The sequence below is a fragment of the Candidatus Accumulibacter similis genome, assembly GCA_013347225.1.
In the GTDB taxonomy this organism is placed as follows: domain Bacteria; phylum Pseudomonadota; class Gammaproteobacteria; order Burkholderiales; family Rhodocyclaceae; genus Accumulibacter; species Accumulibacter similis.
The window spans coordinates 4,405,111-4,429,971 of record CP054595.1 but is presented as its reverse complement, the minus strand read 5'-3'; the positions used below and the strand labels follow the sequence as shown (position 1 = coordinate 4,429,971).

At 66.5% G+C, this 24,861-nt stretch carries 19 protein-coding genes; 14 read left to right on the top strand and 5 right to left on the bottom strand.

Translation table 11 applies throughout. The annotated features are described in order from the left end of the window. Positions 1–34 precede the first annotated feature (34 nt). Positions 35–1,762: an STAS domain-containing protein gene (locus HT579_19565; GenBank protein QKS30923.1), complete on the top strand. Its 1,728-nt coding sequence runs from the start codon at positions 35–37 to the stop codon at positions 1,760–1,762. Between the two features lie 144 nt (positions 1,763–1,906). Here HT579_19565 and HT579_19560 read toward each other — a convergent pair whose 3' ends face one another. The 3 genes from HT579_19560 to HT579_19550 all read right to left on the bottom strand — a co-directional run bounded on the left by HT579_19560 (position 1,907) and on the right by HT579_19550 (position 7,313). After that, complete coding sequence (locus HT579_19560) at positions 1,907–2,980, bottom strand: 3-deoxy-7-phosphoheptulonate synthase (GenBank protein QKS30922.1); 1,074 nt, start codon at positions 2,978–2,980, stop codon at positions 1,907–1,909. Further along, entirely contained in the window at positions 2,977–6,498 is a 3,522-nt protein-coding gene (mfd, locus tag HT579_19555; GenBank protein QKS30921.1) for a transcription-repair coupling factor, read from the bottom strand. Before mfd ends, HT579_19560 begins: the two co-directional genes overlap by 4 nt. Before the next feature lie 65 nt (positions 6,499–6,563). Next, complete coding sequence (locus tag HT579_19550) at positions 6,564–7,313, bottom strand: NAD-dependent deacylase (protein QKS30920.1); 750 nt, start codon at positions 7,311–7,313, stop codon at positions 6,564–6,566. A 207-nt stretch (positions 7,314–7,520) separates the two neighbouring features. Between HT579_19550 and HT579_19545 the strand changes: the two genes are divergently transcribed. The 8 genes from HT579_19545 (at position 7,521) to HT579_19510 (ending at position 13,696) form a co-directional block, all read left to right on the top strand. Beyond that, positions 7,521–8,180, top strand: a complete 660-nt coding sequence (locus tag HT579_19545) for an OmpA family protein (protein QKS30919.1) — start codon at positions 7,521–7,523, stop codon at positions 8,178–8,180. A gap of 69 nt (positions 8,181–8,249) precedes the next feature. Then, positions 8,250–9,575, top strand: coding sequence for a TRZ/ATZ family hydrolase (locus HT579_19540; GenBank protein ID QKS30918.1), 1,326 nt, complete (start codon positions 8,250–8,252; stop codon positions 9,573–9,575). 77 nt (positions 9,576–9,652) lie between these two features. Then, on the top strand, positions 9,653–10,327 hold the full coding sequence (locus HT579_19535; protein ID QKS30917.1) for an OmpA family protein: 675 nt from the start codon (positions 9,653–9,655) through the stop codon (positions 10,325–10,327). A 119-nt stretch (positions 10,328–10,446) separates the two neighbouring features. Then, positions 10,447–11,148: a bifunctional 2-polyprenyl-6-hydroxyphenol methylase/3-demethylubiquinol 3-O-methyltransferase UbiG gene (ubiG, locus tag HT579_19530; protein ID QKS30916.1), complete on the top strand. Its 702-nt coding sequence runs from the start codon at positions 10,447–10,449 to the stop codon at positions 11,146–11,148. Next, positions 11,141–11,797 (top strand): HAD-IA family hydrolase, encoded by a 657-nt coding sequence (locus tag HT579_19525; GenBank protein QKS30915.1) that lies wholly within the window; start codon positions 11,141–11,143, stop codon positions 11,795–11,797. Before ubiG ends, HT579_19525 begins: the two co-directional genes overlap by 8 nt. A 38-nt stretch (positions 11,798–11,835) precedes the next feature. Beyond that, positions 11,836–12,210, top strand: a complete 375-nt coding sequence (locus HT579_19520; protein ID QKS30914.1) for a CbiX/SirB N-terminal domain-containing protein — start codon at positions 11,836–11,838, stop codon at positions 12,208–12,210. Between the two features lie 60 nt (positions 12,211–12,270). Continuing rightward, complete coding sequence (gene tsaA, locus HT579_19515) at positions 12,271–13,011, top strand: tRNA (N6-threonylcarbamoyladenosine(37)-N6)-methyltransferase TrmO (GenBank protein QKS30913.1); 741 nt, start codon at positions 12,271–12,273, stop codon at positions 13,009–13,011. A gap of 178 nt (positions 13,012–13,189) precedes the next feature. Continuing rightward, positions 13,190–13,696: a hypothetical protein gene (locus HT579_19510; GenBank protein QKS30912.1), complete on the top strand. Its 507-nt coding sequence runs from the start codon at positions 13,190–13,192 to the stop codon at positions 13,694–13,696. A gap of 416 nt (positions 13,697–14,112) precedes the next feature. Here HT579_19510 and pdxH read toward each other — a convergent pair whose 3' ends face one another. Beyond that, positions 14,113–14,751: a pyridoxamine 5'-phosphate oxidase gene (gene pdxH, locus HT579_19505; protein ID QKS30911.1), complete on the bottom strand. Its 639-nt coding sequence runs from the start codon at positions 14,749–14,751 to the stop codon at positions 14,113–14,115. Next, the gene (locus HT579_19500) at positions 14,748–16,520 is read right to left on the bottom strand and encodes a M61 family metallopeptidase (protein ID QKS30910.1); all 1,773 of its coding nucleotides are present in this window, start codon (positions 16,518–16,520) and stop codon (positions 14,748–14,750) included. The genes pdxH and HT579_19500 overlap by 4 nt, the downstream gene beginning before the upstream one ends. Positions 16,521–16,731: 211 nt before the next feature. On the opposite strand from HT579_19500, the gene HT579_19495 reads away from it, so the two are divergent. The 5 genes from HT579_19495 to HT579_19475 all read left to right on the top strand — a co-directional run bounded on the left by HT579_19495 (position 16,732) and on the right by HT579_19475 (position 24,827). Further along, complete coding sequence (locus tag HT579_19495) at positions 16,732–17,637, top strand: glutamate/aspartate ABC transporter substrate-binding protein (GenBank protein ID QKS30909.1); 906 nt, start codon at positions 16,732–16,734, stop codon at positions 17,635–17,637. A gap of 59 nt (positions 17,638–17,696) precedes the next feature. After that, complete coding sequence (locus HT579_19490) at positions 17,697–18,437, top strand: amino acid ABC transporter permease (protein QKS30908.1); 741 nt, start codon at positions 17,697–17,699, stop codon at positions 18,435–18,437. Position 18,438: 1 nt separating this feature from the next. Then, positions 18,439–19,119 carry a glutamate/aspartate ABC transporter permease GltK gene (gene gltK / locus HT579_19485; GenBank protein QKS30907.1) on the top strand — a complete coding sequence of 227 codons (681 nt, stop codon included), beginning with the start codon at positions 18,439–18,441 and terminating at the stop codon, positions 19,117–19,119. A 135-nt stretch (positions 19,120–19,254) separates the two neighbouring features. Then, positions 19,255–19,983, top strand: coding sequence for an amino acid ABC transporter ATP-binding protein (locus HT579_19480; protein QKS30906.1), 729 nt, complete (start codon positions 19,255–19,257; stop codon positions 19,981–19,983). A 194-nt stretch (positions 19,984–20,177) separates the two neighbouring features. After that, the gene (locus HT579_19475; protein ID QKS31729.1) at positions 20,178–24,827 is read left to right on the top strand and encodes an NAD-glutamate dehydrogenase; all 4,650 of its coding nucleotides are present in this window, start codon (positions 20,178–20,180) and stop codon (positions 24,825–24,827) included. Positions 24,828–24,861: the final 34 nt, after the last annotated feature.

Here is a 24,861-nt window from a genome sequence, read left to right as displayed (position 1 = left end):
GATCGTCGGAGCACATTCTTACGGAGCCATGCGCATGGACGCTTCCATCCTCTCCAGATTCCTGAATGCGGGCCTGCCGTTGCTTGCCACGCTGCGCGAGTACCGGCTGGCCTGGCTGAGCAAGGATTCGATCGCCGGCATTTCGGCTTGCATCGTCTCGATCCCGTCGGTGATCGCCTACGCCGAGCTCGTCCACCTGCCGCCGATCGCCGGCCTCTACGCGGCGCTGGCGGCGGCCATCGGCTATGCGCTGTTCTCCAGTTCGCGGCATGTCATCGCCGGGCCGGACGCGGCGATCGGCCTGCTCGCCGGCTCGGCAATCCTGCCGCTCTCCGGTGGCGATCCGGCACGCATCGTCGTCCTGGCGGCGATCCTCAGCGTGCTTTCCGGCTGCGTCCTGCTGCTTGCCGCACGCCTCAAGCTCGGCGTCATCGCCGACCTGCTGTCGAGGCCGGTCCTCATCGGCTACCTGAACGGGGCGTCGCTGGTCCTCATCGCCACCCAACTGGGCAAGATGTTCGGAATCAAGACCGAGGGCGAGGAGTTCTTCGAGATCGTCTTCACGGTCGTCGAGAAGTTGCCGCAGACGCAGGTCCCGACCTTCATCCTCGGCGTGCTGCTCGTTCTCCTGCTCGTCGCGCTGGCGCGCTGGGCGCCGCGAATTCCCGGGGCGCTGGCGGTCTGCGCGGTGGCGATCGTCGCCACCTTTCTGCTCGACCTTGGCAGCTACGGCATCGCGCTGGTCGGTGCCGTGCCTTCGGGGGTACCGAGCCTGACGATTCCCGGCGTGCGCTGGGCAGACCTGGCGGCGCTGGCGCCGGCAGCGGTGGCGATTGCCTTCCTCGCCTTTTCCGACGGCATCCTGCTGGCGCAGACCTTCGCCGAGAAGAACGGCTACGAGGTACGGCCGAATCGCGAACTCGTCGCTCTCGGCTCGGCAAACATCCTCGCCGGCCTCTGGCAGGGCTTTCCCGTCTCCGCCAGCCAGTCGCGCACGTCGATCGTCGATTCGAGCGGCGGCCGGACGCAGGTGGCACAACTGATCCTGGCGGTGGGGCTGCTGCTCTTCCTGTTCTTCCTCACCGGGCTGATCGCCCTGCTGCCGAAGGTCGCGCTGGGGGCGATCCTGATCGTCACCGCCATCGGCATGCTCGAGCTGGCGTCGCTGCGCGGCCTGTACAAGGTCGACCGGGTCGAGTTCGGCATTGCGACGGGCGTGACGGTGGCGATCCTGGTCGCCGGCGTCGTGCCGGGAATCATCCTCGGCCTGCTGCTGTCGCTGATTTCGGTGCTCGTCGAGATCTCGCGGCCGGACGACGCGGTGCTGCGCCGGCGTCGCATCGACGGCAAGTTCCATGATTGCCGCGACGACGAGGAGGGGGTTGAAACCGTACCCGGCCTGCTGGTCTACCGGCTGTACGCGCCGCTGATGTTCGCCAACGCCAGGCACGTCATGAACCGCATCCGGACGCTGGTCGACGCGGCCGATTCGCCGGTGCGCTGGCTGGTCATCGACGCGCAGGCGATCCATGACATGGACGTGACCGCCGCCCAACGCTTCGCCGAGCTGCACCGTGAACTGGCCGACGAGGGGGTTGACGTCAAGATCGCCGACGCGCCGCGTCCCTTCCTCGAGGAACTGGCCAAGGTCGGCCTGTCGGAGGAGATCGGCCGGATGGACTTCTTCGTTTCGGTCAGGAAGGCCGTCGCCGCGTTCGAGGAACAGCACGGGGGAGCAAGCGCGCCGGCAGGGCGGCACTGAGAGTCCGCGCGGAGACCCTGGCGGCCGGCCGGGAAGGGTGGGCGCGCCACGGCGAGCTGACGACGAGCCACATCGTGTCGATGCGCGGCGGGCTGTGCACAGCCCGCCGCCGGCAGCCTGCCGGTTGCCCGGCGGCGCGCGATCCTACCGGACGCGGCCCGGCAGCACCTCGCGCAGCAGGCCGGCGGCGTTGCGGATCATCTGCTCGGTGGTCTGCCAGTCGACGCAGGCGTCGGTGACCGAGCAGCCATACCTGAGCTGCGAGAGGTTCTCGGGAATCGCCTGGTTGCCCTCGACGAGGTTCGACTCGATCATCATTCCGACCAGCGACCGGTTGCCGAGACGGACCTGGTTGACGACGTCTGCCATCACCAGCGGCTGCCATTCGTGCTTCTTGTAGCTGTTTGCGTGCGAGCAGTCGATGACGATGTTGGCCGGCAACCCGGCCTTGTGCAGGGCCTGCTCGGCGATCTGCACGCTGACCGTGTCGTAGTTCGGTCGCCCGTCGCCGCCGCGCAGGACCAGATGGCCATAACGGTTGCCGCGCGTGCGCACGATCGCCGTGCGCCCCTGGCCGTTGATGCCGAGGAAACTGTGCGGTCGCGACGCCGAGACGATGGCGTTGACGGCAATGCCGACGTCGCCACTGGTGCCGTTCTTGAAGCCGACCGGGGTCGACAGGCCGGAGGATATCTCGCGGTGCGTCTGCGACTCGGTGGTGCGGGCGCCGATTGCCGTCCATGAGATGAGATCGCCAAGATACTGCGGCGCGATCGGGTCGAGGGCCTCGGTGCCGGCGGGCAGCCCGAGTTCGGCCAGCTCGAGGAGGAAGCGGCGCGCCTTGGTCATTCCCTCGTCGACATGGAACGAGTCATCCATGTCGGGATCGTTGATGTAACCCTTCCAGCCGGTCGTCGTCCGCGGCTTCTCGAAGTACACGCGCATCACCAGGTAGAGCGTGTCGCCGACTTCGTCGGCGAGCGCTCGCAGGCGCCTGGCGTAGTCGAGGCCGGCCACCGGGTCGTGGATCGAGCACGGGCCGACGACGACGAACAGCCGGCGATCGCTGCCGTCGAGTATCCGGCGCAGGACGTCGCGGCTGTTCCTGACGAGTTCGGCGGCGCACGTCGAGAGTGGCAGGAGCGCGAGGATTTCGTCGGGCGAGGGCATCGGGTCGAAGGCGGTGACGTTGATGTTGTCGATGTCGTGGGTGGTCATGGTTGGCGCTCGGCAGTGAGTTGATGAATGATGTCCCTGACCGCGGCGACGCGGTCGGCAAGCGTCAGGCTCTGGCGCCTGACGACCAGCCGGTCCTGTCCCGCCAGGCGATAGTTGCGGTCCTTCTGCACCAGCCCGATGATCCGCAGCGGGTCGATCGGCGGATTGGCTGCGAACTGCAGGACGATCTGTTCGGCACCCGCGTCGAGCCTGCTGACGCCGATCGGCTTGCACAGCAGGCGCAACCGGTGACTGTCGAGCAGCGCGCGCGCCTGCGGCGGCAGTTCGCCGAAGCGATCGACCAGTTCCTCGTGCAGTTGGCCCAGTTCGTCTTCGTGCGTGCAGTCGGCCAGCCGCTTGTAGAGGGTCAACCGCTGGTGCACGTCGGGTGCGTAGTCGTCGGGGAGCAGGGCCGGCGCGTGCAGCCTGATCTCGGTGGTGACCGCCAGCGGCTGCGACGGGTCGGCATCCTGTCCCTGCTGCAGTGCCGCGACGGCGCGGCCGAGCATCTCGCTGTACATGTGGAAGCCGACTTCGTGCATCTCGCCCGACTGGCTGGCGCCGAGCACCTCGCCGGCACCACGGATCTCGAGGTCGTGCATCGCCAGGTAGAACCCGGCGCCGAGCTCGTCCATCATCTGGATCGCTTCGAGGCGCTGCCGGGCCTGCTTGTTGAGCGCTGCCTCGTCGTGCGTCAGCAGGTAGGCATAGGCCTGGTGGTGCGAGCGTCCGACACGACCGCGAAGCTGGTGCAGTTGCGCCAGGCCGAACTTCTCGGCGCGGTTGATGAGGATCGTGTTGGCGTGCGGATTGTCGATGCCGGTCTCGATGATCGTCGTGCACAGCAGCAGGTTGGCCCTCTGCTGCGTGAACTCGCGCATCACGCGCTCGAGATCGCGCTCCTTCATCTGCCCGTGGCCGACGACGATGCGTGCCTCGGGCAGCAGTTTGCCGAGGCGCTCGCGCATGTTCTCGATCGTCTCGACTTCGTTGTGCAGGAAGTAGACCTGGCCGCCGCGCTTGAACTCGCGCAGCAGCGCCTCGCGGATGATGCCGTCGGAAAAACGGCAGACGAAAGTCCGGATGGCCAGCCGCTTCTGCGGCGCCGTGGCGATGACCGAGAAGTCGCGCAGTCCCTCGAGCGACATGGCGAGCGTACGCGGGATCGGCGTCGCGGTCAGCGTCAGGACATCGACCTCGGCGCGCAGCGCCTTCAGTGCCTCCTTCTGCCGGACGCCGAAGCGGTGCTCCTCGTCGATCACCACCAGTCCGAGGCGCTTGAAGTGCACGTCCTTCTGCAGCAGGCGGTGGGTGCCGATGACGATGTCCAGTCTGCCGTCGGCCAATTCCTGCAGCGCCTGCGCGGCCTCGCGCGCCGTCCGGAAGCGGGACAGCTCGGCGATGCGCACCGGCCAGTCGGCAAAGCGGTCGCAGAAGGTCTGGAAGTGCTGTTCGCAGAGCAGCGTCGTCGGGCAGAGCACGGCCACCTGCCGGCCACCGGCGACGGCGCAGAACGCGGCGCGCAGCGCCACCTCTGTCTTGCCGAAGCCGACGTCGCCGCAGACCAGGCGATCCATCGGTCGTCCGGATCGCATGTCGGCGATCACGGCGGCGATCGCACCGGACTGGTCGGGCGTTTCCTCGAAGCCGAAGCCGTCGGCAAAGGCGTCGTAGTCGTGCGCCTTGAAGTCGCAGGCGTGCCCCTGCCGCGCGGCGCGCAGGGCGTAGAGGGCAAGCAGTTCGGCCGCGGTGTCGCGCGCCTGCAATGCGGCGCGGCGTTTCGCCTTTTCCCATTGCTGCGTGCCGAGGGCATGCAGCGGCGCGCTGTCGGGATCGGCTCCCGAATAGCGGGCGATGACGTGCAGTTGCGAGACCGGGACATAGAGCCGGGCATCGTTGGCGTAATGCAGCTCGAGGAACTCGGTGTCGCCTTCACCGAGATCGAGATGGACGAGCCCCTGGTAACGTCCGATGCCGTGCTGCTCATGCACCACCGGCGAGCCGACCTTGAGCTCGGTCAGGTCGCGCAGCCAGTTGTCGATCGAGGTCCGTCGCGGCGCGACATGGCGGCTGCGCCGCGACGGGCTGTCGGCGTAGAGTTCGGCCTCGGTGATGATCGCCAGGTGGTCGAGCACGAAGCCGTCGTGCAGCGGTCCGACGCCCAGCGAGAGCGCCGTCTCGCCCGCCCGGAATTCGTCGAAGCCAGCGCAGGCGCGGGTCTGCAGGCCGTATTCGGCAAGCAGCGCGGCGAGCGTCTCGCGTCTTCCGGCGGTCTCGGCGAGCAGCAGCGAGCGGCCAGGGAAACCGTCGAGGAAGGTCTTCAGGCGCCGCAGGGGATCATCGGCGCGGCGGTCGATGGCCAGGGCGGGCAGGTTTCGTGCCGGCCCGTCGCTGCCAGCCGTGAGGTTGACGCGGGCGTAGGCACGGGCGGCGACGAAGAAGGGTTCCTCTGCAAGGAACAGGTCGGCCGGAGGCAGCAGCGGCCGGCTGCGTTCGCCAGCGAGCATCGTGTAGCGCGACTGCGCTTCGCGCCAGAAGTCGCGCACGGCTTCGGCAACGTTGTTGTGCAGGCAGAGCAGCGAACTGGCCGGCAGATAGTCGAACAGGGTGGCGGTCTCCTCGAAGAACAGCGGCAGCCAGTACTCGATGCCGGCGCTGGCGATACCATTCGACACGTCGCGGTAGATCGGCGAGCGAGCGGGATCGCCTTCGAAGACTTCGCGGAAGCGTTGCCGGAAGCGGCTGCGTGCGGCGCTGTCGAGCGGAAACTCGCGTGCCGGCAGCAGGCGGACCTCCGCTACGGGATACAGCGTGCGCTGGCTGTCGACGTCGAAGGTCTTGATGTGCTCGATCTCGTCGTCGAAAAGATCGAGGCGGAAGGGCAACGGCGAACCCATCGGGAAAAGGTCGACCAGGCCGCCGCGGATCGAGTACTCACCGGGTGCCACCACCTGCGTCACGTGGGCGTAGCCGGCAACGGTCATCTGGGCGCGGAACTGCTCGCCGTCGAAGCGCTCGCCCTGCTTGAGGAAGAAGGTGTACGCCGCGAGGTAGGCGGGCGGCGGCAGACGGCAGACGGCAGTGCTTGCCGGCAGCAGCAGCACGTCGCATTCACCCCGTGTGACGGCGTGCAGCGTCGCCAGTCGCTCGGAAACGAGGTCGAGATGCGGCGAGAAGCCGTCGTAGGGCAGCGTTTCCCAGTCGGGCAGCAGGCGCACCCGCAACCCGCTGGCGAACCAGGTAATCTCTTGCAGGAGTCGCTGCGCGTCGCTCGCGCTGCCGGTGACGACGGCCAGCAGGCCTCGCCCGGTCTTGCGGCGGAAGACATCCGCCGCGTGCGCGATGAGCAGCGCGTCGGCCGAGCCAGCGAACGACGGCCACTGCAAGCGCTCGCCCGTGGCAGGCAAGGGCAGTGGGGGAAGCGGTGAGGACAAGGACGGCGGCTCTGGACTCGGGTGGCGACTGGCGCTTTTCCTCCCGGCACAGCGAACCGGGTCGGGGCAGCGAAAGGGGCGCATTATAGACGATGCCCCGCCGTCGCCGGCATGGCTGCCGGCCGACGGTGCTGCGCGTCGTTCTTCCTTCAGGGGCTGGCGAGTCTGCTGCAGAGCGCCGAGAAGAACTGCGAGGCGCCGCTGCGGATCGAGTAATCGGCGGCCTCGCTGAGCGGCGTCGGGTGCGGGTTGACTTCAACCACCGTGGCGCCGGAGTACTTGGCCCAGACCGGCAGGCGAGCGGCGGGCTGGACGGTGAACGAGGTACCGACACAGAAGAAGACGTCGGCATTGAGGCTGCGCGTCTGGGCCGCGGCGAAGACCTCCTCGTCGAGCATTTCGCCGAACATCACCAGGTCGGGCCGTACCGGCGCACCGCAGTCGGGGCAGGCAAACGGTTCGTTGATGGTCTGGTCCCAGCCGGCGACGTAGCCGCAATGTCGATGGCAACGGACGCGGTGGATGGTGCCGTGTACCTCGAGCACCTCCTGGTTGCCGGCGAGCGCGTGATAGCCGTCGATGTTCTGCGTGATGACCGTGAACCGGTTCGCCGGGCAGAGCTCTTCCAGCCGGGCGATCGCCAGATGTCCCGGGTTCGGGCGCCGGTCATCGACCAGCGCCTTCAGTTGCAGCAGCCAGCTCCAGACCCGCCGGGGATTGCGCAGGAAGCCCTGGATGCTCGCCACCTCGTCGGGGTCGACGTTGTTCCAGAGGCCGGTGGCGCCGTCGCGGAAGGTCGGAATGCCGCTGTCGGCGGACAGGCCCGCACCGGAAAAGACGACGACCTGGCGCGCCGTCCGGATCATCGATGCGAGCGAATCGAGGTTGGCTGCCTGCATGTTCTTCTCCTGCGCCTGAACTCCCGGTGACCGGCTGGCAGCCCCGTACTGCCTCCCGACACCCGGTTTCGTTGCATAAATACTACACAATTCCGGGGCGGTGCTTGAAGAAAATCAAGTTTGTATGCTTAAATTTCCTGACTGCGCAAAAATCGCATCGCGTTTCACGCATTCGGACGTAACAGAGATTAATCGAGGAGGAATATCTTGAAATCGAAAACCATCATTACCCTGCTGGCCTCAATCGGCCTCTTCGCGGCGGCTGGCGCTGTGCAGGCGCAAACCGCCGGTGATCGCGTTTACGTGATCGATCAACGCGGTGAAGTCGTGCTGAGTGGCACCGGCCTCTGCTGGCGGACGGGGTTCTGGACCCCAGCCGCTGCGGCCAAGGATCCGGCCGGCTGCAAGTGCGACAAGGATCTGCTGCCGAAGGAAGTCTGCGAGCCGCCGGCACCGAGGGCTGCCGCCGCTCCGACGGCGAAGCCGGCGGGTGACAAGATCACCGTTGCTGCCGACGCACTGTTCGACTTCGACAAGGCGACGCTGCGTCCGGAAGGCAAGGCGAAGCTCGATGAGGTGGTCGCCAAGTCGAAGCAGATCAAGCTCGAGGTGATCATCGCCGTTGGTCATACCGACCACTTCGGCTCCGACGCGTACAACCAGAAGCTGTCGGAGCGTCGTGCCGCAGCGGTGAAGACCTATCTGGTGAGCAAGGGAATCGATGCCAACCGGATCTACACCGAAGGCAAGGGCGAGAAGAACCCGGTGACCAAGCCGGGTCAGTGCCCGGGTCCGAAGAGCAAGAAGGTCATCGAGTGCCTGCAGCCTGACCGTCGTGTCGATATCGAACTCATCGGCACCAAGTAAGGCCGGCGCTCTGCGCAGAAAACCCCGCGAAAGCGGGGTTTTTTTTGGCTCCGTAGCGGTTCTGCGTCCATGAACGCGCACCTGCCGGTCGTCGACCTGGTGATCGAGGCGCGCTGGGTCGTTCCCGTCGAGCCAGCGGGTGCGGTGCTCGACCAGCACGCCGTCGTCGTCGATGCGGGACGCATCGTTGCCGTGGTGCCGCAGGCAGAGGTCGACGGGCGTTTCGTGGCGCGCAAGCGCAAGCATCTGCCGCAACACGTGCTGTTGCCGGGGCTGGTCAATCTGCACACGCACGCGGCGATGACGCTGCTGCGCGGTCTCGCCGACGATCTGCCGCTGATGCAGTGGCTGCAGGATCATGTCTGGCCGGCCGAGGCACGGCATGCGTCGGCGCAGTTCGTCCATGATGGCACGCTGCTCGCCTGCGCCGAGATGTTGCGCGGTGGCATCACCTGTTTCAACGACATGTACTTCTTCCCGGCGGCGGCGGCGGAGGCGGCGCTGGCGTCGGGAATCCGTGCCGCCATCGGCCTGATCACCGTCGACTTTCCGAGCAACTATGCAGCCGATGCGGATGACTACCTGGCCAAGGGAGTTGCCGTGCGCGACCGCTTCCTCGGCCAGCCGCTGCTGTCGTTCTGCCTCGCCCCGCATGCTCCCTATACGGTTGCGGATCGCAGCTTCTTGCAGGTTCTGACGTTGGCCGAGCAGATCGAGGTGCCGCTGCACCTGCACCTGCACGAGACCGTGGACGAGATCGAGGACAGCCGGCAACGCTTCGCCATGCGCCCGATCGAACGTTTGCACCGGCTTGGCCTGCTGGGCCCGGGGCTGATCGCCGTGCACGCGGTGCACCTGGAGGCGCAGGAGATCGAACTGCTCGCCGCTCATGGCTGCTCGGTGGCCCATTGCCCGAGTTCCAACCTCAAGCTTGCCAGCGGCATCGCGCCGATCGCGCAGCTCGCCGCGCGCGGGGTCAACCTCGGTCTCGGCACCGATGGCGCGGCCAGCAACAATCGCCTCGACCTGTTTCAGGAAATGCGTCTGGCGGCGTTGCTCGCCAAGCAGCGGGACGGACGCGCCGACGCCGTCGATGCGCATCAGGTGTTGCGCATGGCGACCCTCGGTGGTGCCTGCGCGCTCGGGCTCGACGCCGAGATCGGCTCGATCGCCGTCGGCAAGTGGGCAGACCTGTGTGCGGTCAGCTTCGACGACGTGGCGCTCGTCCCCTGCTACGACCCGGTCTCGCACCTGGCCTACGCCGTCGGCCGCGAGCGTGTGTCCGACGTCTGGGTTGCGGGAAGGATCCGCGTCGATGACGGACGACTGGTCGAAAACGACGAAAGCGGATTGATCAGATTGGCGCTGTTGTGGCAGAATAAAATCCGTCCGTGATCAATTCGGTCAAGAAACGAGGCATAACAGGCCTTGCGGGTTTCTGCCGCAGGCTTCAACCAATGAGGGAAACCTAGATGAACAGAACCGCAAGAAATTCGCTGCTGGCCGCGCTCGCCGCTGCAAGCCTTGGCCTTGGGGCGTCGATCGCCCAGGCGCAGACGTCGATTCCCCTGAATCGTGTCTATGTCATCGACCAGCGTGGTGAAGTGGTGATGAGCGGCACCGGGCTCTGTTGGCGGACCGGTTTCTGGACGCCGGCCGCGGCCGCGAATGACCCTGCTGGTTGCAAGTGCGACAAGGATCTGCTGCCGAAGGAGGTTTGCGAGCCGCCGGCACCGAAGGCTGCCGCCGCTCCGACGGTGAAGCCGGCGGGTGACAAGATCACCGTTGCTGCCGACGCACTGTTCGACTTCGACAAGGCGACGCTGCGTCCGGAAGGCAAGAAGAAGCTCGACGAAGTGGCCGCCAAGTCGAAGCAGATCAAGCTCGAGGTGATCATCGCCGTTGGTCATACCGACCACTTCGGCTCCGACGCGTACAACCAGAAGCTGTCGGAGCGTCGTGCCGCAGCGGTGAAGACCTATCTGGTGAGCAAGGGAATCGATGCCAACCGGATCTACACCGAAGGCAAGGGCGAGAAGAACCCGGTGACCAAGCCGGGTCAGTGCCCGGGTCCGAAGAGCAAGAAGGTCATCGAGTGCCTGCAGCCTGACCGTCGTGTCGATATCGAACTCATCGGCACCAAGTGATCGGTGTGCAGTACGGAAAGCCCTGCTTCGGCAGGGCTTTTTCTTTTCGCGTGACGAAATGACCGATCTGTCCGCGAGCAGCCGTCCCTGGCTGCCGCCAGTCGAGCAAGGGCGCCAAGATGACGATCAACGCCGACCCGAGTGAACTCGAGAAATTCAGTCAACTGGCGCACCGCTGGTGGGATCCCGGGAGCGATTTCAAGCCGCTGCACGAGATCAACCCCTTGCGCCTCGACTGGATCGACAGTCGCTGCAGCCTGTCGGGCAGGAAAGTCCTCGATGTCGGCTGCGGCGGCGGCCTGCTGGCGGAGGGCATGTGCGAACGCGGGGCCCTGGTGACCGGTATCGACCTCTCCGCCAGGGCGCTCGGCGTCGCCCGCCTGCACCTGCTGGAAAGCGGCCGCAGCGTCGATTACCGCGAGGTGGCGGCGGAACAACTGGCGGCCAGCGAAGCCGGGTGCTACGACGTCGTTACGTGCATGGAGATGCTCGAGCATGTTCCCGATCCGGCGAGCACCGTTGCCGCCTGTGCGGCTCTCGTCAGGGAGGGCGGCAGCGTCTTCCTCTCGACGATCAACCGCAACCCGAAGGCCTATCTGCTGGCGGTCATCGGCGCCGAGTACGTGCTGCGGATGCTGCCGCGCGGCACGCACGACTACGCGCGCTTCATCCGGCCGTCGGAACTCCTGCGCTGGGGGCGGCAGGTCGGTCTCGAGTCGCGCGAGCTGCGTGGCATGAGCTATGATCCGCTCAGTGGCCGCTACGCGCTGGGAAGCGACTGCGACGTAAACTACATGGTTCATCTGGTGAAAGGTGTTTGACGCCGTCCTCTTCGATCTCGATGGCACCTTCGCCGATACCGCTCCGGATCTGGCGGCGGCCCTCAACCGTCTGCGTGCGGATCTCGGTCTGGCGCCGGTTCCACCCGCCCGCTTGCGCCCGCATACCTCGCACGGCGTGCGCGGCATGCTCGCCGCCGGACTCGACATGCGGCCGGGCGATCCGCTCTATGGCGAGTTCCATGAGCGCTTCCTGTGTTACTACAGCGCCGACATCTGTGTGCACACGACGATCTTCGCCGGCATCGACGAAGTCCTCGATGCCTGCGAGCAGCGGGGCGCGGCGTGGGGCATCGTCACCAACAAGGCGCAGCGTTTCACGCTGCCGCTGCTGCACCAGCTCGGTTATGCGCGGCGTGCCGCCTGCGTCGTCAGCGGCGATTCTGCGCGCCGCGCCAAGCCGGCACCGCAGCCGATGCAACTGGCGTGCCGGCTCCTCGCCGCGGATGCGGCGCGCTGCCTCTACGTCGGCGACGATGTGCGCGACATCCAGGCCGGCCGGGCGGCCGGCATGGCGACCGTGGCAGTGCGCTACGGTTACCTGGGTGACGGTGAGCCGATCGAGGCCTGGGGCGCCGATCATCTGGTGGCGCGGGCGCAGGAAATCGCCGCCGTCGCCGGTTTCGGCTGATCGCCGCCAGCCGCCCGCCGATGCGCTAGACTGTCGCCATGACGGAAACCGCCCTCATCCTCTTTGCGCATGGTGCCCGCGACCCCGAGTGGGCGCGACCGATGCAGCGCGTGCGCCTGCTGCTTCGCCAGCGGGCGCCCGCGCTGCGTGTCGAACTGGCGTTCCTCGAGTTCATGTCGCCGGACCTGCGCGGCTGTGCCGAGTCACTGGTTGCCGAAGGTGTCGAGCGAATCCTGGTCCTGCCGATGTTCATCGCCCGTGGTGGACATCTGAAACGTGATGTGCCGCTGCTGCTCGCCGAGTTGCGACAGCGGCACCCGGGAACCGTCTTCGACCTTGCCGATGCCATTGGCGAGGCGGAGACGGTCGCCCAGGCGATGGCCAGTCATGCCCTGTCGCTGCTCGCCGGCTGAGCGCCTCACGGCGAGCGTGCGCCGTGGCGGCGAGGGCCGCCGCACCAGTGCGCGCTAGCGGTGTCGGACTTCGTCCTGTCGCCGATCGGTTACCTCGAGACGCCGTTTCCGGACCGCTTCGGCATTCCGCGCCAAGCGCGACTGGCGCCGCATGCCGTCGGTCGCCTGCGCCTGCTGCGACCCTATGATCGCGCCGAAGCGGTGCGTGGCCTGGAAGGTTTCTCGCACCTCTGGCTGAGCTTCATCTTCCATCGCAGTGCCGGCGGGTGGAGTCCGACGGTCCGCCCGCCGCGCCTCGGAGGCAACCGGCGGGTGGGCGTCTTTGCCAGTCGCAGCCCCTTTCGTCCCAACCCGATCGGCTTGTCGCTCGTCGAACTGACCGCCATCGACACGCGCACCGGCGTGGTCCTCGACCTGGCCGGGGTCGATCTGCTCGACGGCACGCCGGTCATCGACATCAAGCCCTACCTGCCTTTCGTCGACAGCGTGGCGCAGGCGCGCTCCGGTTTCGTGCCCGGGCCACCGCCACGACTGGCTGTCGAGTTCCGTTCGTCGGCGATGGCGCAGTTGCGCCAGCAGTCGTTGCGCTGGCCGCATCTGGAGGAACTCCTGACCGAGGTGCTGGCACAGGACCCGCGGCCGGCATATGCTGATGACCACGAGCGGGTTTATGGCTTCCGCCTCTTCGACCTCGAGATCAGATGGCGCTGCACCGCCTTGCAGGCGATCGTCGAGGAGATCGTTGCACCGACCGCGGCGGACGGCGGTCGCGCCGAGCGGCAAGAGCCCTGGGGAGTGTGAGTCGCCGTCCGCCCTTCGCCGCCTGTCGGCGGGAAACGGCGTTGCTGCGTTGTCTCAGGATCAGGCCGGATGCTGTCGGTTGTGATGTGGCTGTCGACCTCCCGCACCCGGGGCTGTGCCCCGGTCAGCAAGGCGACTCGGAAACCATCACGCCGGCGCATGTGGCAGCGGAGAGTTGATGATGATGAAGAAGACGATCGGAGCGTTGCTTCTGGTGCTGGCCTGGCAACCCGTCACCACTCTGGCAGACGGGCGTGGCAGCGGTGCTGCTGCGGTCTCCGGCGGTGCCGTCGTCGTTGGCGGGCGCGGCGGCTACTATGGTCCGCGCGGTGGCTATTACGGCCCGCGCGGCGGTTATTATGGCCCGCCCGGTGGCTACTATGGTCCGCGCTGGAGACCCTACGGGCCGAGCGTCGGTTTCTACTTCGGTGCCGCACCGGGCTGGGGCTGGCCGTGGGGCCCGCCAGTGTACTACCCGCCGCCAGTCCTCTATCCGCCGGTGGTGACGGTGCCGCCGCCAGTCGTCTATGTCGAAAGGGGCGCCGACGCGGCTGCCCAGGAGCAGGACGCCGGCCAGGCACTGGAGCCCGGATACTGGTACTACTGCCGTGCCAACGGCGGCTACTACCCGGCGGTGATGCAGTGCCCCGGGCCTTGGGAGAAGGTCGCGCCACGCGGCGACTAGGTGGCGCCGGCAGCCCGGACACCGGCAGACCCATGCGCCCGCACCGCGGATGACTTCGAGCGCGGGATACGGGTACCGAAAGCGTCGCCGGCCGTGTTCGGAAGGCCCATGAGCATTGCACCAGAAGTCGTGGCCAACCCCTGCGGATGCTCGACGACTGACTGTCTCCATACGGCCGAGCCATCGCGTGCCCGCCATCGCATCGGGCAACCGATTGTCGAAGCCGACGTGCAGGTTGCGGCGAGCCCCTTGCAACAGGATGCGGCTCCGATCACGAACGACACCAGTCGTTCCCTGGGTCGGTGTCTGGGTCTGCGGCTGCAGGACCGGCGGCAGCAGTGATCACCTTCTTGCGTTCGCTGCGGCGAGCCGGACCTGGTGGTGCGCCTGTTCCGGGCGCGATGCCTGTTGTCGGCTCAGGGCGCCAGCCGCTCGCGCAGCCATTGCCCGTCGTCATCGAGCCGGTAGCGCAGGCGGTCATGCAGGCGGCTCCTGCGGCCCTGCCAGAACTCCCAGCGATCCGGTTGCAGGCGGTAACCGCCCCAGTGCGGCGGGCGCGGCGGCTGCAGCAGGAAGCGCGCGCCATAGTGCGCGGCATTGGCGACGAGGACCGCGCGACTGGCGATCACCTCGCTCTGTGGGCTGGCCCAGGCGCCGATGCGTGAATCGAGTGGCCGGCTGGCGAAATAGGTGTCACTCTCCGTCGCGCTCACTTTGTCGACGCGACCCTCGATGCGCACCACCCTTTCGAGTTCCACCCAGTGGAACTGCAGCGCGGCCCAGGGGTTGGCCGCGAGTTCGCGGCCCTTGCGGCTGTGGTAGTTGGTATACCAGGTGATGCCGTTCTCGCCGTAACCCTTGATCAGCACGACCCGGGTGGAGGGGCGCAGCGACTGATCGACGGTGGCCAGCGTCATCGCGTTCGGTTCCGGCAACTGCGCATGGATCGCTTCAGCAAGCCACTGCGCGAATTGTGCGAGCGGATCGGCGTGTGAAGCCTCCTCGCTCAGTTCGGCCTTCTCGTAGCTCTTGCGCAGTGCCGCCAGATTCGTCATTGCAGCCACTCCTCGCGCAGCCGGCTGGGCTGTCGCAGCAATCGCAGATGGTGGCGGTCGCGGGCCGGCTCGCCGAGCCGGAGTGAACACTCGATCAGTTCGTCGCGGCGAAAGAGGTGCAGCCGCAGGACATCGCCGGCCCGGTGCCGACCGAGCAGGCGCTCGATGGTGGCCGGTGTCACCCGCAGGCCGTCGATCGCCAGCAGCAGGTCGCCGGCAGCCAGCCCCGCCGCCTGTGCCGGACCGCCGTCGTAGACCGTCGTCAGGCGCAGCCCGTCTCCTTCGCTGGCCGTCTTCGCCCCGAACGAAGGGGTGCGCGAGGCCGGTACGCGCTGCAACCGGATGGCGAAGGGCCGCAGCAGTCGAGCCAGGTCGACGTCGCTCGTGCCATGCACGGCTTCGGCAAAGAAGCCGCGCAGGTCGAGTCCGGAAAGTTCTTCGGCGAGCAGCCGGATGTCGTCGTCGTCGACGCCGCTGGCACCGCCGCCGTGACGCTGCCAGAGCGCGCGCATCAGCTCGTCGAGCGTTACCCTGCCGGCGGTCTCGGCGCGCAGCTTCAGGTCGAGCGCCAGCGCCACCAGCGCTCCCTTGGCGTAGTAGCTGACGACGGCGTTCGGCGTGTTCTCGTCCGGTCGGTAGTACTTGGTCCAGGCGTCGAAGCTGGACTCGGCGAGCGTCTGGCGCAACCGTCCGGGCTCGTTGCAGACCTTGTCGAGCGTGCGGCCGATGATGTCGAGCCACTCCTGTCGCCGGATCAGTCCGCAGCGCAGCAACGTCAGGTCATCGTAGTAGGAGGTGAAACCCTCGAAGGCCCACAGCAGGGTCGTGTAGTTCTCGGCATCGAGGTTGTAGGGGACGAAGGCGGCGGGCTTGATCCGCTTGACGTTCCACGTGTGGAAGTACTCGTGGCTGCAGAGGCCGAGAAATCCCCGGTAGGCTTCGGGCAGAGCGCGCATTCCCGGCCACGGCAGGGCGTCGCGGGCGCACAGCAGGGCGGTCGACGATCGGTGTTCGAGCCCGCCATAGCCGTCGCCGACGGCGGTGACGAGAAAAAGGTAGTAGGCCATCGGTGCCGGCTCGCCGAACAGGCGGATCTGCCATTCACAGATGCGCCGCAGGTCGGTCGTCAGCCGCTCGAGGTCACAGTCGTGGCGGCCGCTGATCGCCACTTCGTGCTTGACACCGCAGGCGCTGAAGGCGGCCAGGGCAAAACAGCCCATTTCGACCGGATGATCGATCAGCTCATCGTAGTTGCCCGCACGATAGAGGCCAAAGCCGTGCCGCCTGGCGGCCCCCGGCTCGGCCGTCGCCAGCGGCAGCGCGGTGGCGACTCGCCAGCCGGACGAAGCATGGCCGGCTGGCCGCCGGATGTCGACCAGGCACGGCCGGTCCTCGTGTCCGAGAGCGCGCAGGAAGACGTTGCTGCCGTTGAAGAAGGCATGGCTCTGGTCGACGTGGGCACCGCGGACCGAGAGGTCCCAGGCATAGACCTCGTAGACGACGCACAGCTCGTCGCCGCCGGCGACCGGCGCCGCCTGCCAGGTGTGTTTGTCGAGCTTGCGCAACGCGACCGGCTGGCCGGCGCTCTCGGCACGGATGGCGACGATGTGGCGGGCAAAGTCGCGGATCAGGTAACTGCCCGGGATCCAGGCCGGCAGCGCGAAGCGCTGGCCGTCGGCGACGGGTTCGGGCAGCGTGCAGCGCACTTCCAGCAGGTGTGCCGCGGGATCGCTGGGGACAATGCTGTAACGGATCGGTGCCGGCTGCATCGGTGGATTCGCGCTCCTGTCGCGTGCGATGGGCAGGAATTGTAAGCCCTGAATCCGGTCTCACGAGGGTCGAGTGAGCAAAGCGGCGGCGCCGGACGGCTTCCATTAGCGAAACATGGCTTGGCGCGTGCCGCAACTCATGCCACAATCGCGGCGCTCGGGATAGCCCGATGAGCCTGTACACCATTCCACGAAGAAGGAAGGAGACGCGATGTTGAAACATTCTCTGCGCGGCGCGCTTGTCGCCGGCCTCGTTGCCAGTCTGCTGTCAGCACCGGTCGCGGCCCAGGAACTCACCGGGACCCTGAAGAAGATCAAGGAGACGGGGTCGATCTCGCTCGGTCATCGCGAGTCGTCGATCCCGTTTTCTTATTACGATGACAAGCAGCAGGTCATCGGCTACTCGCACGAGTTGATGCTGAAGGTGGTCGATGCCATCAAGGCCGAGCTGAAGCTGGCCAAGCTCGACATCCGGCTGCTGCCGGTGACCTCCGCCAACCGCATCACGCTGGTCCAGAATGGCTCGGTTGACCTCGAGTGCGGTTCGACGACCAACAATACAGAGCGTCAGAAGCAGGTCAGCTTCTCGAACTCGATCTTCGTCATCGGCACCCGCCTGATGACCAAGACCAATTCCGGGATCAACGATTTTCCCGACCTCGCCGGCAAGAACGTCGTGACGACCGCCGGTACCACTTCCGAGCGTCTGCTGCGCAAGATGAACGAAGACAAGCAGATGAAGATGAACATCATCAGCGCCAAGGATCATGGCGAGTCGTTCCTGACTCTCGAGACCGGTCGCGCGGTGGCCTTCATGATGGACGATGCGCTGCTCTACGGAGAGATGGCCAAGGCCAAGCGGCCGAGCGACTGGGTGGTGGTCGGCACGCCGCAGTCGTACGAGGCCTACGGCTGCATGCTGCGCAAGGATGACCCGGCATTCAAGAAGGTGGTCGACAACGCTCTGGCGAAGGTGATGACCTCCGGCGAAGCGGAGAAGATCTACGCCAAGTGGTTCCTGCAGCCGATTCCGCCGAAGGGGTTGAACCTCAACTTCCCGTTGTCGACGGCCGTGCAGAACATCTACAGGTCGCCGAACGACAAGGCGTTCGACTAGGCAGCCGGCGAGTCCCGGGGGCCGTCCGGCTTCCGGGACCGCGACGCGGGAGGAGCGACATGGCCTACAACTGGAATTGGGGAGTTTTCCTGCAGCCGACGGCGACCGGTGACGACTCGACCTATCTCGACTGGATGTTGCACGGGCTGCAGATGACCGTCGGCCTGTCGTTGTCCGCCTGGCTGATCGCGCTGCTGCTCGGCGCCGTCGTCGGCGTTCTGCGGACCGTCCCAAACAGATGGTTGTCCGGGCTGGCGACCGCCTACGTCGAGGTCTTCCGCAACATTCCCCTGCTCGTGCAGCTCTTCCTGTGGTACTTCGTCATGCCCGAGCTGTTGCCCGAGAAGCTGGGAAACGCCTTCAAGCAGACCAACCCGATCATGCAGCAGTTTCTGTCGTCGATGATCTGCCTGGCGCTGTTTACCAGTGCGCGCGTCGCCGAACAGGTGCGCTCTGGAATCAACTCGCTGCCGCCCGGGCAGAAGAACGCAGGCCTGGCGCTGGGTTTCACGCTGCCGCAGACCTACCGCCACGTCATGCTGCCGATGGCGGTGCGCCTGATCGTGCCGCCGCTGACCTCGGAGTTCCTCAACATCTTCAAGAACTCGGCCGTCTGCTCGACGATCGGTCTGCTCGAACTGGCTGCACAGGGCCGGCAACTGGTCGACTACACGGCGCAGCCTTACGAGTCGTTCATCGCCGTCACCGTGGCCTACCTGCTGCTCAACATCGTCGTCATGTCCGGCATGCGCTGGGTCGAGGCACACGTGCGCGTTCCTGGCTATATCGGAGGGAAATGAGATGCATGAGTTCGACTGGTCGTCGATTCCCAATGCGCTGCCCTTCCTCTGGGACGGGATGAAGATCTCGCTCGAGATCACGCTCAGCGCCGTCACCTTCGGCATCGTCTGGGGCACGCTGCTGGCACTGATGCGGCTGTCGTCGATCACGCCGCTGTCGTGGTTCGCTGCCGGCTATGTCAACCTTTTTCGCGCCGTACCGCTGGTGATGGTGCTGCTGTGGTTCTTCCTGATCGTGCCGCACCTCCTCGAAAGCCTGTTCGGCCTGCCGCGCGGCACCGACATGCGACTGACCTCGGCGATCGCCGGCTTCGCGCTGTTCGAAGCCGCCTATTACTCGGAGATCATTCGCGCTGGCATCCAGTCGGTACCCAGGGGGCAGATGGCGGCGGCGAGTGCGCTCGGCATGACCTACAGTCAGGCGATGCGGCTGGTGGTGCTGCCGCAGGCGTTCCGCAACATGGTGCCGCTGCTGCTGACGCAGGGCATCATCCTCTTCCAGGACACGTCGCTGGTCTATGTCTCGGCGCTTGCCGATTTCTTCGGCGCCGCCTACAAGGTCGGTGACCGCGACGGCCGGCTGGTCGAACTGCTGCTCTTTGCCGGTGCGGTGTACTTCGTTCTCTGCTTCACGGCATCGCGGATCGTCCGCCATTACCAGAACAAGCTGAAGACGGCCTGAGAGCGTGTCAGGAATTCGTCGCGAGCAGGCCGAGATGCGAGGCGCGAGCGAGTGGGCAACGCCGCGGATCGGTCGCGCAATGGATCTATTCATAACCTCTGAGGACGCTCGGGACACTGCAGCGAGGAGATTTCGATGATTTCGATGAACAGGGTCAGCAAGCATTACGGAGCCTTCCAGGTGCTCACCGACTGCACGACGCAGGTCCACAAGGGTGAGGTGATCGTCGTCTGCGGTCCTTCCGGATCGGGCAAGTCAACGCTGATCAAGTGCGTCAATGGACTCGAGCCCTTCCAGAGCGGTGAGATCATCGTCAATGGCGTATCGGTCGGCGATCCGAAGACCAACCTGTCGAGGCTGCGCTCCACGGTCGGCATGGTTTTCCAGAATTTCGAGCTTTTCCCACACATGCGCATCATCGACAACCTGACCATCGCCCAGGTCAAGGTGCTCGGTCGCAATCCCGAGCAGGCGCGCGAGAAGGGCTTGAAGCTGCTTGACCGTGTCGGCCTGCGGGTGCAGGCGGAAAAATATCCTGGCCAGCTCTCGGGTGGACAGCAGCAGCGCGTGGCGATTGCCCGCGCGCTGTCGATGGACCCGATCTGCATGCTCTTCGACGAACCGACATCGGCGCTCGATCCCGAAATGATCAACGAGGTGCTCGACGTCATGACCGAACTGGCGCAGGAAGGAATGACCATGATGTGCGTGACGCACGAGATGGGTTTTGCCCGCCGCGTCGCCAGCCGCGTGATCTTCATGGACCAGGGCCGGATCGTCGAGGACGACAGCAAGGAGGCCTTCTTCGGCAATCCGCGTTCGGAGCGGGCGCAGCAGTTTCTGGCCAAGATTCTGCATCACTGAGAGCTTGTGAAGAGGCGGGTGGCGCGCCGGACGCGCCGCCGTGTCGTTGCGAACCACCCGGCCAGTTGCCGGATCTGACGCGCCGCTGCGTTCGGCGGCCGTCCATTGCGCTGCCCTTGCCCCGGCGGCGATCCGCTGCCGATCGAAGGGCTGCCGTCGCCGTCCGTGTGTAGAAGGAGAGCGCCATGGCAACGATGCCCGAAACAGAGTGCAACCTGCGCCGCAACCTGCACGAAATTGCCGGACAACTGAGGCTGTCGGCTGCGGTGGTCGAGTTTCTCGATTGCTACTACGCCGACTTCGATTTCGCCGGCGGTAGCGACGCCAGTCCGGAAGAACTCGTCGGTGCTGCGATCCAGCATTTTCGCCTCGGCGAGCAGCGGTCGCTGCGGCAACCGGTGCTCGCCCTCTATACGCCGGACTTCGATCGCCACGGCTGGCACTCGCCGCATACGGTCATCGACGTCGTTACCGACGACATGCCTTTCCTCGTCGATTCGATCACCATGCTCGTCTATCGCCGCGGGCTCGCCATCCACCGTCTGCTGCACCCGTTGCTCGGCGCCGAACGCGGGCCTGACGGCGGCTTGCAGCGGATCACTCCGCATGGCGGGCAGGGCAGCCGGACCGAGTCCTGGATTCATCTCGAGATCGATCGCATCGGCGACGGCGGCGAGGTCGAAGAACTGCAGCAGGAGATCGCCGGCGTGCTCGCCGATGTGCGGTCGGCCGTCGAGGATGGTGCCGCCATCCAGCAGAACATGCGTGCAGCCGCTGCCGAACTCGCCGCGGACGCCGAGGAGGCGGCCTACCTGAGCTGGATCGCTGCCAACAATTTCGTCTTTCTTGGTGGCGCCGAGTACTTCGTCGCCGCCGGTGAGCAGCGCCTGACCCGTGCGCGCGACAGCGGGCTCGGCATCCTGCGGCACAGCGATCACCCGCGCTTCGGCCGTAGTCTTGCCGCCATTCCGGGCGAGGTCGCCGAATTGGGCAGGGATCCGTCGCCACTGATCCTGGTCAAGGCAGATGCCCGCTCATCCGTTCACCGTCCGGCCTATCTGGACTTCATCGGCGTCAAGCGTCTCGATGGCAGCGGCCGCATCGTCGGTCTGCGCGCCTTCGTCGGCCTGTACACCGCGCACGTCTATCATGTGTCGGCGACCGACATTCCGCTGCTGCGACAGAAGGTGGCCGCCGTGCGCCAGGAGATCGGTTTCGTCGCGCGCAGTCATCGCGACAAGACGCTGCTCAACGTCCTCGAAACCTATCCGCGTGACGAACTGATCGAGATCGCGCACGCCGACCTGGTGCGGATTGCGCGTGGCATCGTCGCCCTGCATGAGCGCGAGCAGGTGCGGGTCTTCATGCGTGACGACCGCTGGGGGCGCTACGTTTCGGTCATCGCCTACATGCCGCGTGACCGCTTCGACACAACGGTCCGCAAACGGATCTCGGCGCTGCTCTACGAGGCGCTGGCAGCGGAACGGGTGGACTACTTCGTCATGATCGGCGAGTCGCGCCTCGCCCGCCTGCACTTCATCGCGCGCACGCCGGTCGGCACGCAGTATGCTTACGATGCCGTCGCGATCGAGCGTCAGGCGGCGCGCATAGTCCGCGGCTGGAGCGACGAGCTGAAGCAGAATCTCGTCGGCCACTATGGCGAGGAGCATGGCAACCGCCTGCTGCGCCGCTACGCAGCGGAACTGCCACTGTCGTACCAGGAGCGGGTGACAGCGGCCGCTGCGGTATCGGATCTCGACCGCCTGCAGGCCGCCGAAGTGAGTGGCCTCGTCGAAGTCAAGCTGAGCGCCGCGCAGGGTGACGACGACGCGCACCAGCACCTGAAGCTGTTTCGCCGCGGCCGCCCACGACCGCTGTCGGCGATCCTGCCGGTGCTCGAGAATCTCGGCCTGACGGTGCTTTCCGAGCAGCCGTTCAGTCTGCCGGCGAGTGACCTGCACATTGCCGATTTCGCCGTCCGCCTGCCGCAGGCCCGGGCGCTCGACGACGAAGCGACGCGCGCGGCCTTCGTCGACCTGCTTGAGCGCCTGCTGCGTGACCAGGCGGAGAACGACGGCTTCAACCGCCTGGTGCTGCTGGCGGGTCTCGATGGACGGCAGATCGGCATCCTGCGTGCCTACAGCCGCTACCTGCGGCAGGCCGGACTGCCGTTCAGTCAGGCCTACGTCGAGCGCTGCCTGGCGACCCACTTCGAGATCACCCACCGGTTGGTCGACCTCTTTGCCGCGCTGTTCGCACCGACCGCCGACGATGCGCGCGCCGCCGCGCTGGGTGACGAACTGGCGATGGCGCTGATGCAGGTCAGCAATCCCGACGACGACCGGATTCTCTCGGCACTGCAGACGGCCATCGCGGCGACGCTGCGCACCAACGCCTACCAGACGACAAAGGATGGCGCCGCGAAGGGCTACCTGTCGTTCAAGCTTGCCTCGCGAGAGATTCCCTTCCTGCCGGCGCCAACCCCGTTGTACGAGATCTTCGTCTACAGCGAGCGGGTCGAGGGCGTGCACCTGCGTGGCGCCCGCGTCGCCCGTGGCGGTCTGCGCTGGTCGGATCGCATGGAAGACTTCCGCACCGAGGTGCTGGGCCTGGTCAAGGCGCAGATGGTCAAGAACGCGCTGATCGTGCCGCTCGGTTCGAAGGGCGGCTTCGTCTGCAAGCGGTTGCCGCCGCCGGGTGACCGGGAGGCCTGGCAGGCCGAGGGAATCGCCTGCTATTCGACCTTCATCCGGGGCCTGCTCGACCTGACGGACAACCGGGTCGACGGCCGGGTACTGCCGCCCGCCGGCGTCCGCCGGCGTGATGGCGACGATCCCTACCTGGTGGTTGCCGCCGACAAGGGGACGGCGAGCTTCTCGGACATCGCCAACTCCATCGCCATCGAGTACGGCTTCTGGCTTGGCGATGCCTTCGCCTCTGGCGGCTCGGTCGGCTATGACCACAAGAAGATGGGCATCACCGCACGCGGCGCCTGGGAAGCCGTCAAGAGGCACTTCCGCGAGTTGGGTCTCGATATCCAGACGCAAGCCTTCACCGTCGTCGGCATCGGCGACATGTCAGGCGACGTCTTTGGCAACGGCATGCTGCTGTCGCGCGAAATCCGGCTCCTCGCCGCCTTCGATCACCGCCACATCTTCATCGATCCAGACCCGGACGCGGTGCGCAGCCATGCCGAGCGACAGCGCCTCTTCGACCTGCCGCGCTCGTCGTGGGCCGACTATGATCCGACGCTGATCTCGGCCGGTGGTGGCGTCTGGCCACGCACCGCCAAGGCCATTCCGCTGTCACCACAGGTGCAGGCCTGGCTGGCGACCGACGCCAGCCAGATGTCGCCGCCCGAGCTGATCCACAACCTGCTGCAGGCGCCGGTCGATCTGCTCTACAACGGCGGCATCGGTACCTATGTCAAGGCCGGCAGCCAGAGCCACCAGGAAGCGAACGACCGCGGCAACGACATCCTGCGCGTCGATGCCGGCCAGTTGCGGGCACGGGTCGTCGGCGAGGGTGGCAACCTCGGGCTGACGCAGAAGGGGCGCATCGAGTTCGCCCTCAACGGTGGCCGCATCTACACCGACGCGATCGACAATTCGGCCGGCGTCGACTGCTCGGACCACGAGGTCAACATCAAGATCCTGCTCGCCGGGCTGGTCGCCAGCGGGGAAATGACCGGCCGGCAGCGCGACGCCCTGCTGGCGTCGATGACCGACGAGGTGGCGACCCTGGTGCTGGCCGACAACTACCAGCAGACGCAGGCGATCGCGCTCGAAGTGGCAACCGCAACCGAGTTCCTGGCGGCACACGCACGGCTGATGCGCAGTCTCGAAGCGCGCGGCGCCCTGCATCGCGCAGTCGAGTTCCTGCCCGACGACAAGGGCCTTGCCGAGCGCGGCCAGCAGAAGCGCGGTCTCACGGCCCCGGAAATCGCCGTCCTTATGGCCTACGCCAAGATCACCCTCAAGGAGGCCGTCCTGGCCTCCGACCTGCCCGACAGCGGCGATGTTCGTGACCTGCTGGAAAGCTACTTTCCGAGCGTCCTGCGCAGCTCGTGTCGTGCCCTGATGGCGGCTCATCCGCTGCAGCGGGACATCATCACCACGCAGTTGGTGAATCGACTGGTGAACCGGATGGGGACGACCTTTGTTCTGCAGTTGGGCGAGGAGACGGGCGCCGCGCCGGCACAGGTGGCAGCCGCCTGGTATGCAGCCAGCCAGATACTGGACGCGGAGGCGCTGTGGCGCGAGATCGAGGCACTCGACCTGCAGCTCGATGCCGCAAGGCAGATCGAGCTGATGCTCGCCCTGCGGGCGATGACGGCGGCGGCGACCGAACTGATCCTGGTGCAGCACCTCGGTGGGATGACGATCGGTGAACTGGTCGACGAGTACCGGCCGGCGGTCGTCGCGGCGATAGCCCGGGTGCGTCAGGGCAGGAGTGGCGAACAGGCGGCAACGGCGCTGACCGCGGACGCGGCAGCTATCGTCGGCGCCATCGACCGGGTCAACCTGGCTCGCGCTTGCGCGCACTCGCTCGACGAGGTCGCGCATGGACTGACCGAACTTGTCAGCCATCTCGATCTCGACTGGCTCGCCACCGCCGTCGCACGGCTTCCGGCAGGCAACCGTTGGCAGGCGCGGGCGCGGGCGCGGTTGGCGGCGGAGCTGGCGGAGTTGCGGCAGAACCTGCTGCGGCAGGTGCTTGGCGGACGTTTGCCGGCAACTGCCACCGCCCGCGATGTGCTCGACGAGATGAAGGTGAACGAGCCGCAGGATCTGGCGATGCTGTCCGCCGGGCTGGCCGAGCTCAGGCGCGTGATGGGCTGCTGAAGGCGGTCGCCGATGGCAGCAATTCCGGCGCCGG

Excerpts from the sequence above, each read along its gene's own strand:
- HT579_19565 (QKS30923.1), top strand. The coding sequence starts at position 35 with ATGGACGCTTCCATCCTCTCCAGATTCCTGAATGCGGGCCTGCCGTTG.
- HT579_19560 (QKS30922.1), bottom strand. The coding sequence starts at position 2,980 with ATGACCACCCACGACATCGACAACATCAACGTCACCGCCTTCGACCCG.
- mfd (QKS30921.1), bottom strand. The coding sequence starts at position 6,498 with ATGCGCCCCTTTCGCTGCCCCGACCCGGTTCGCTGTGCCGGGAGGAAA.
- HT579_19550 (QKS30920.1), bottom strand. The coding sequence starts at position 7,313 with ATGCAGGCAGCCAACCTCGATTCGCTCGCATCGATGATCCGGACGGCG.
- HT579_19540 (QKS30918.1), top strand. The coding sequence starts at position 8,250 with ATGAACGCGCACCTGCCGGTCGTCGACCTGGTGATCGAGGCGCGCTGG.
- HT579_19535 (QKS30917.1), top strand. The coding sequence starts at position 9,653 with ATGAACAGAACCGCAAGAAATTCGCTGCTGGCCGCGCTCGCCGCTGCA.
- ubiG (QKS30916.1), top strand. The coding sequence starts at position 10,447 with ATGACGATCAACGCCGACCCGAGTGAACTCGAGAAATTCAGTCAACTG.
- HT579_19520 (QKS30914.1), top strand. The coding sequence starts at position 11,836 with ATGACGGAAACCGCCCTCATCCTCTTTGCGCATGGTGCCCGCGACCCC.
- HT579_19510 (QKS30912.1), top strand. The coding sequence starts at position 13,190 with ATGATGATGAAGAAGACGATCGGAGCGTTGCTTCTGGTGCTGGCCTGG.
- pdxH (QKS30911.1), bottom strand. The coding sequence starts at position 14,751 with ATGACGAATCTGGCGGCACTGCGCAAGAGCTACGAGAAGGCCGAACTG.
- HT579_19500 (QKS30910.1), bottom strand. The coding sequence starts at position 16,520 with ATGCAGCCGGCACCGATCCGTTACAGCATTGTCCCCAGCGATCCCGCG.
- HT579_19495 (QKS30909.1), top strand. The coding sequence starts at position 16,732 with ATGTTGAAACATTCTCTGCGCGGCGCGCTTGTCGCCGGCCTCGTTGCC.
- HT579_19490 (QKS30908.1), top strand. The coding sequence starts at position 17,697 with ATGGCCTACAACTGGAATTGGGGAGTTTTCCTGCAGCCGACGGCGACC.
- gltK (QKS30907.1), top strand. The coding sequence starts at position 18,439 with ATGCATGAGTTCGACTGGTCGTCGATTCCCAATGCGCTGCCCTTCCTC.
- HT579_19480 (QKS30906.1), top strand. The coding sequence starts at position 19,255 with ATGATTTCGATGAACAGGGTCAGCAAGCATTACGGAGCCTTCCAGGTG.
- HT579_19475 (QKS31729.1), top strand. The coding sequence starts at position 20,178 with ATGCCCGAAACAGAGTGCAACCTGCGCCGCAACCTGCACGAAATTGCC.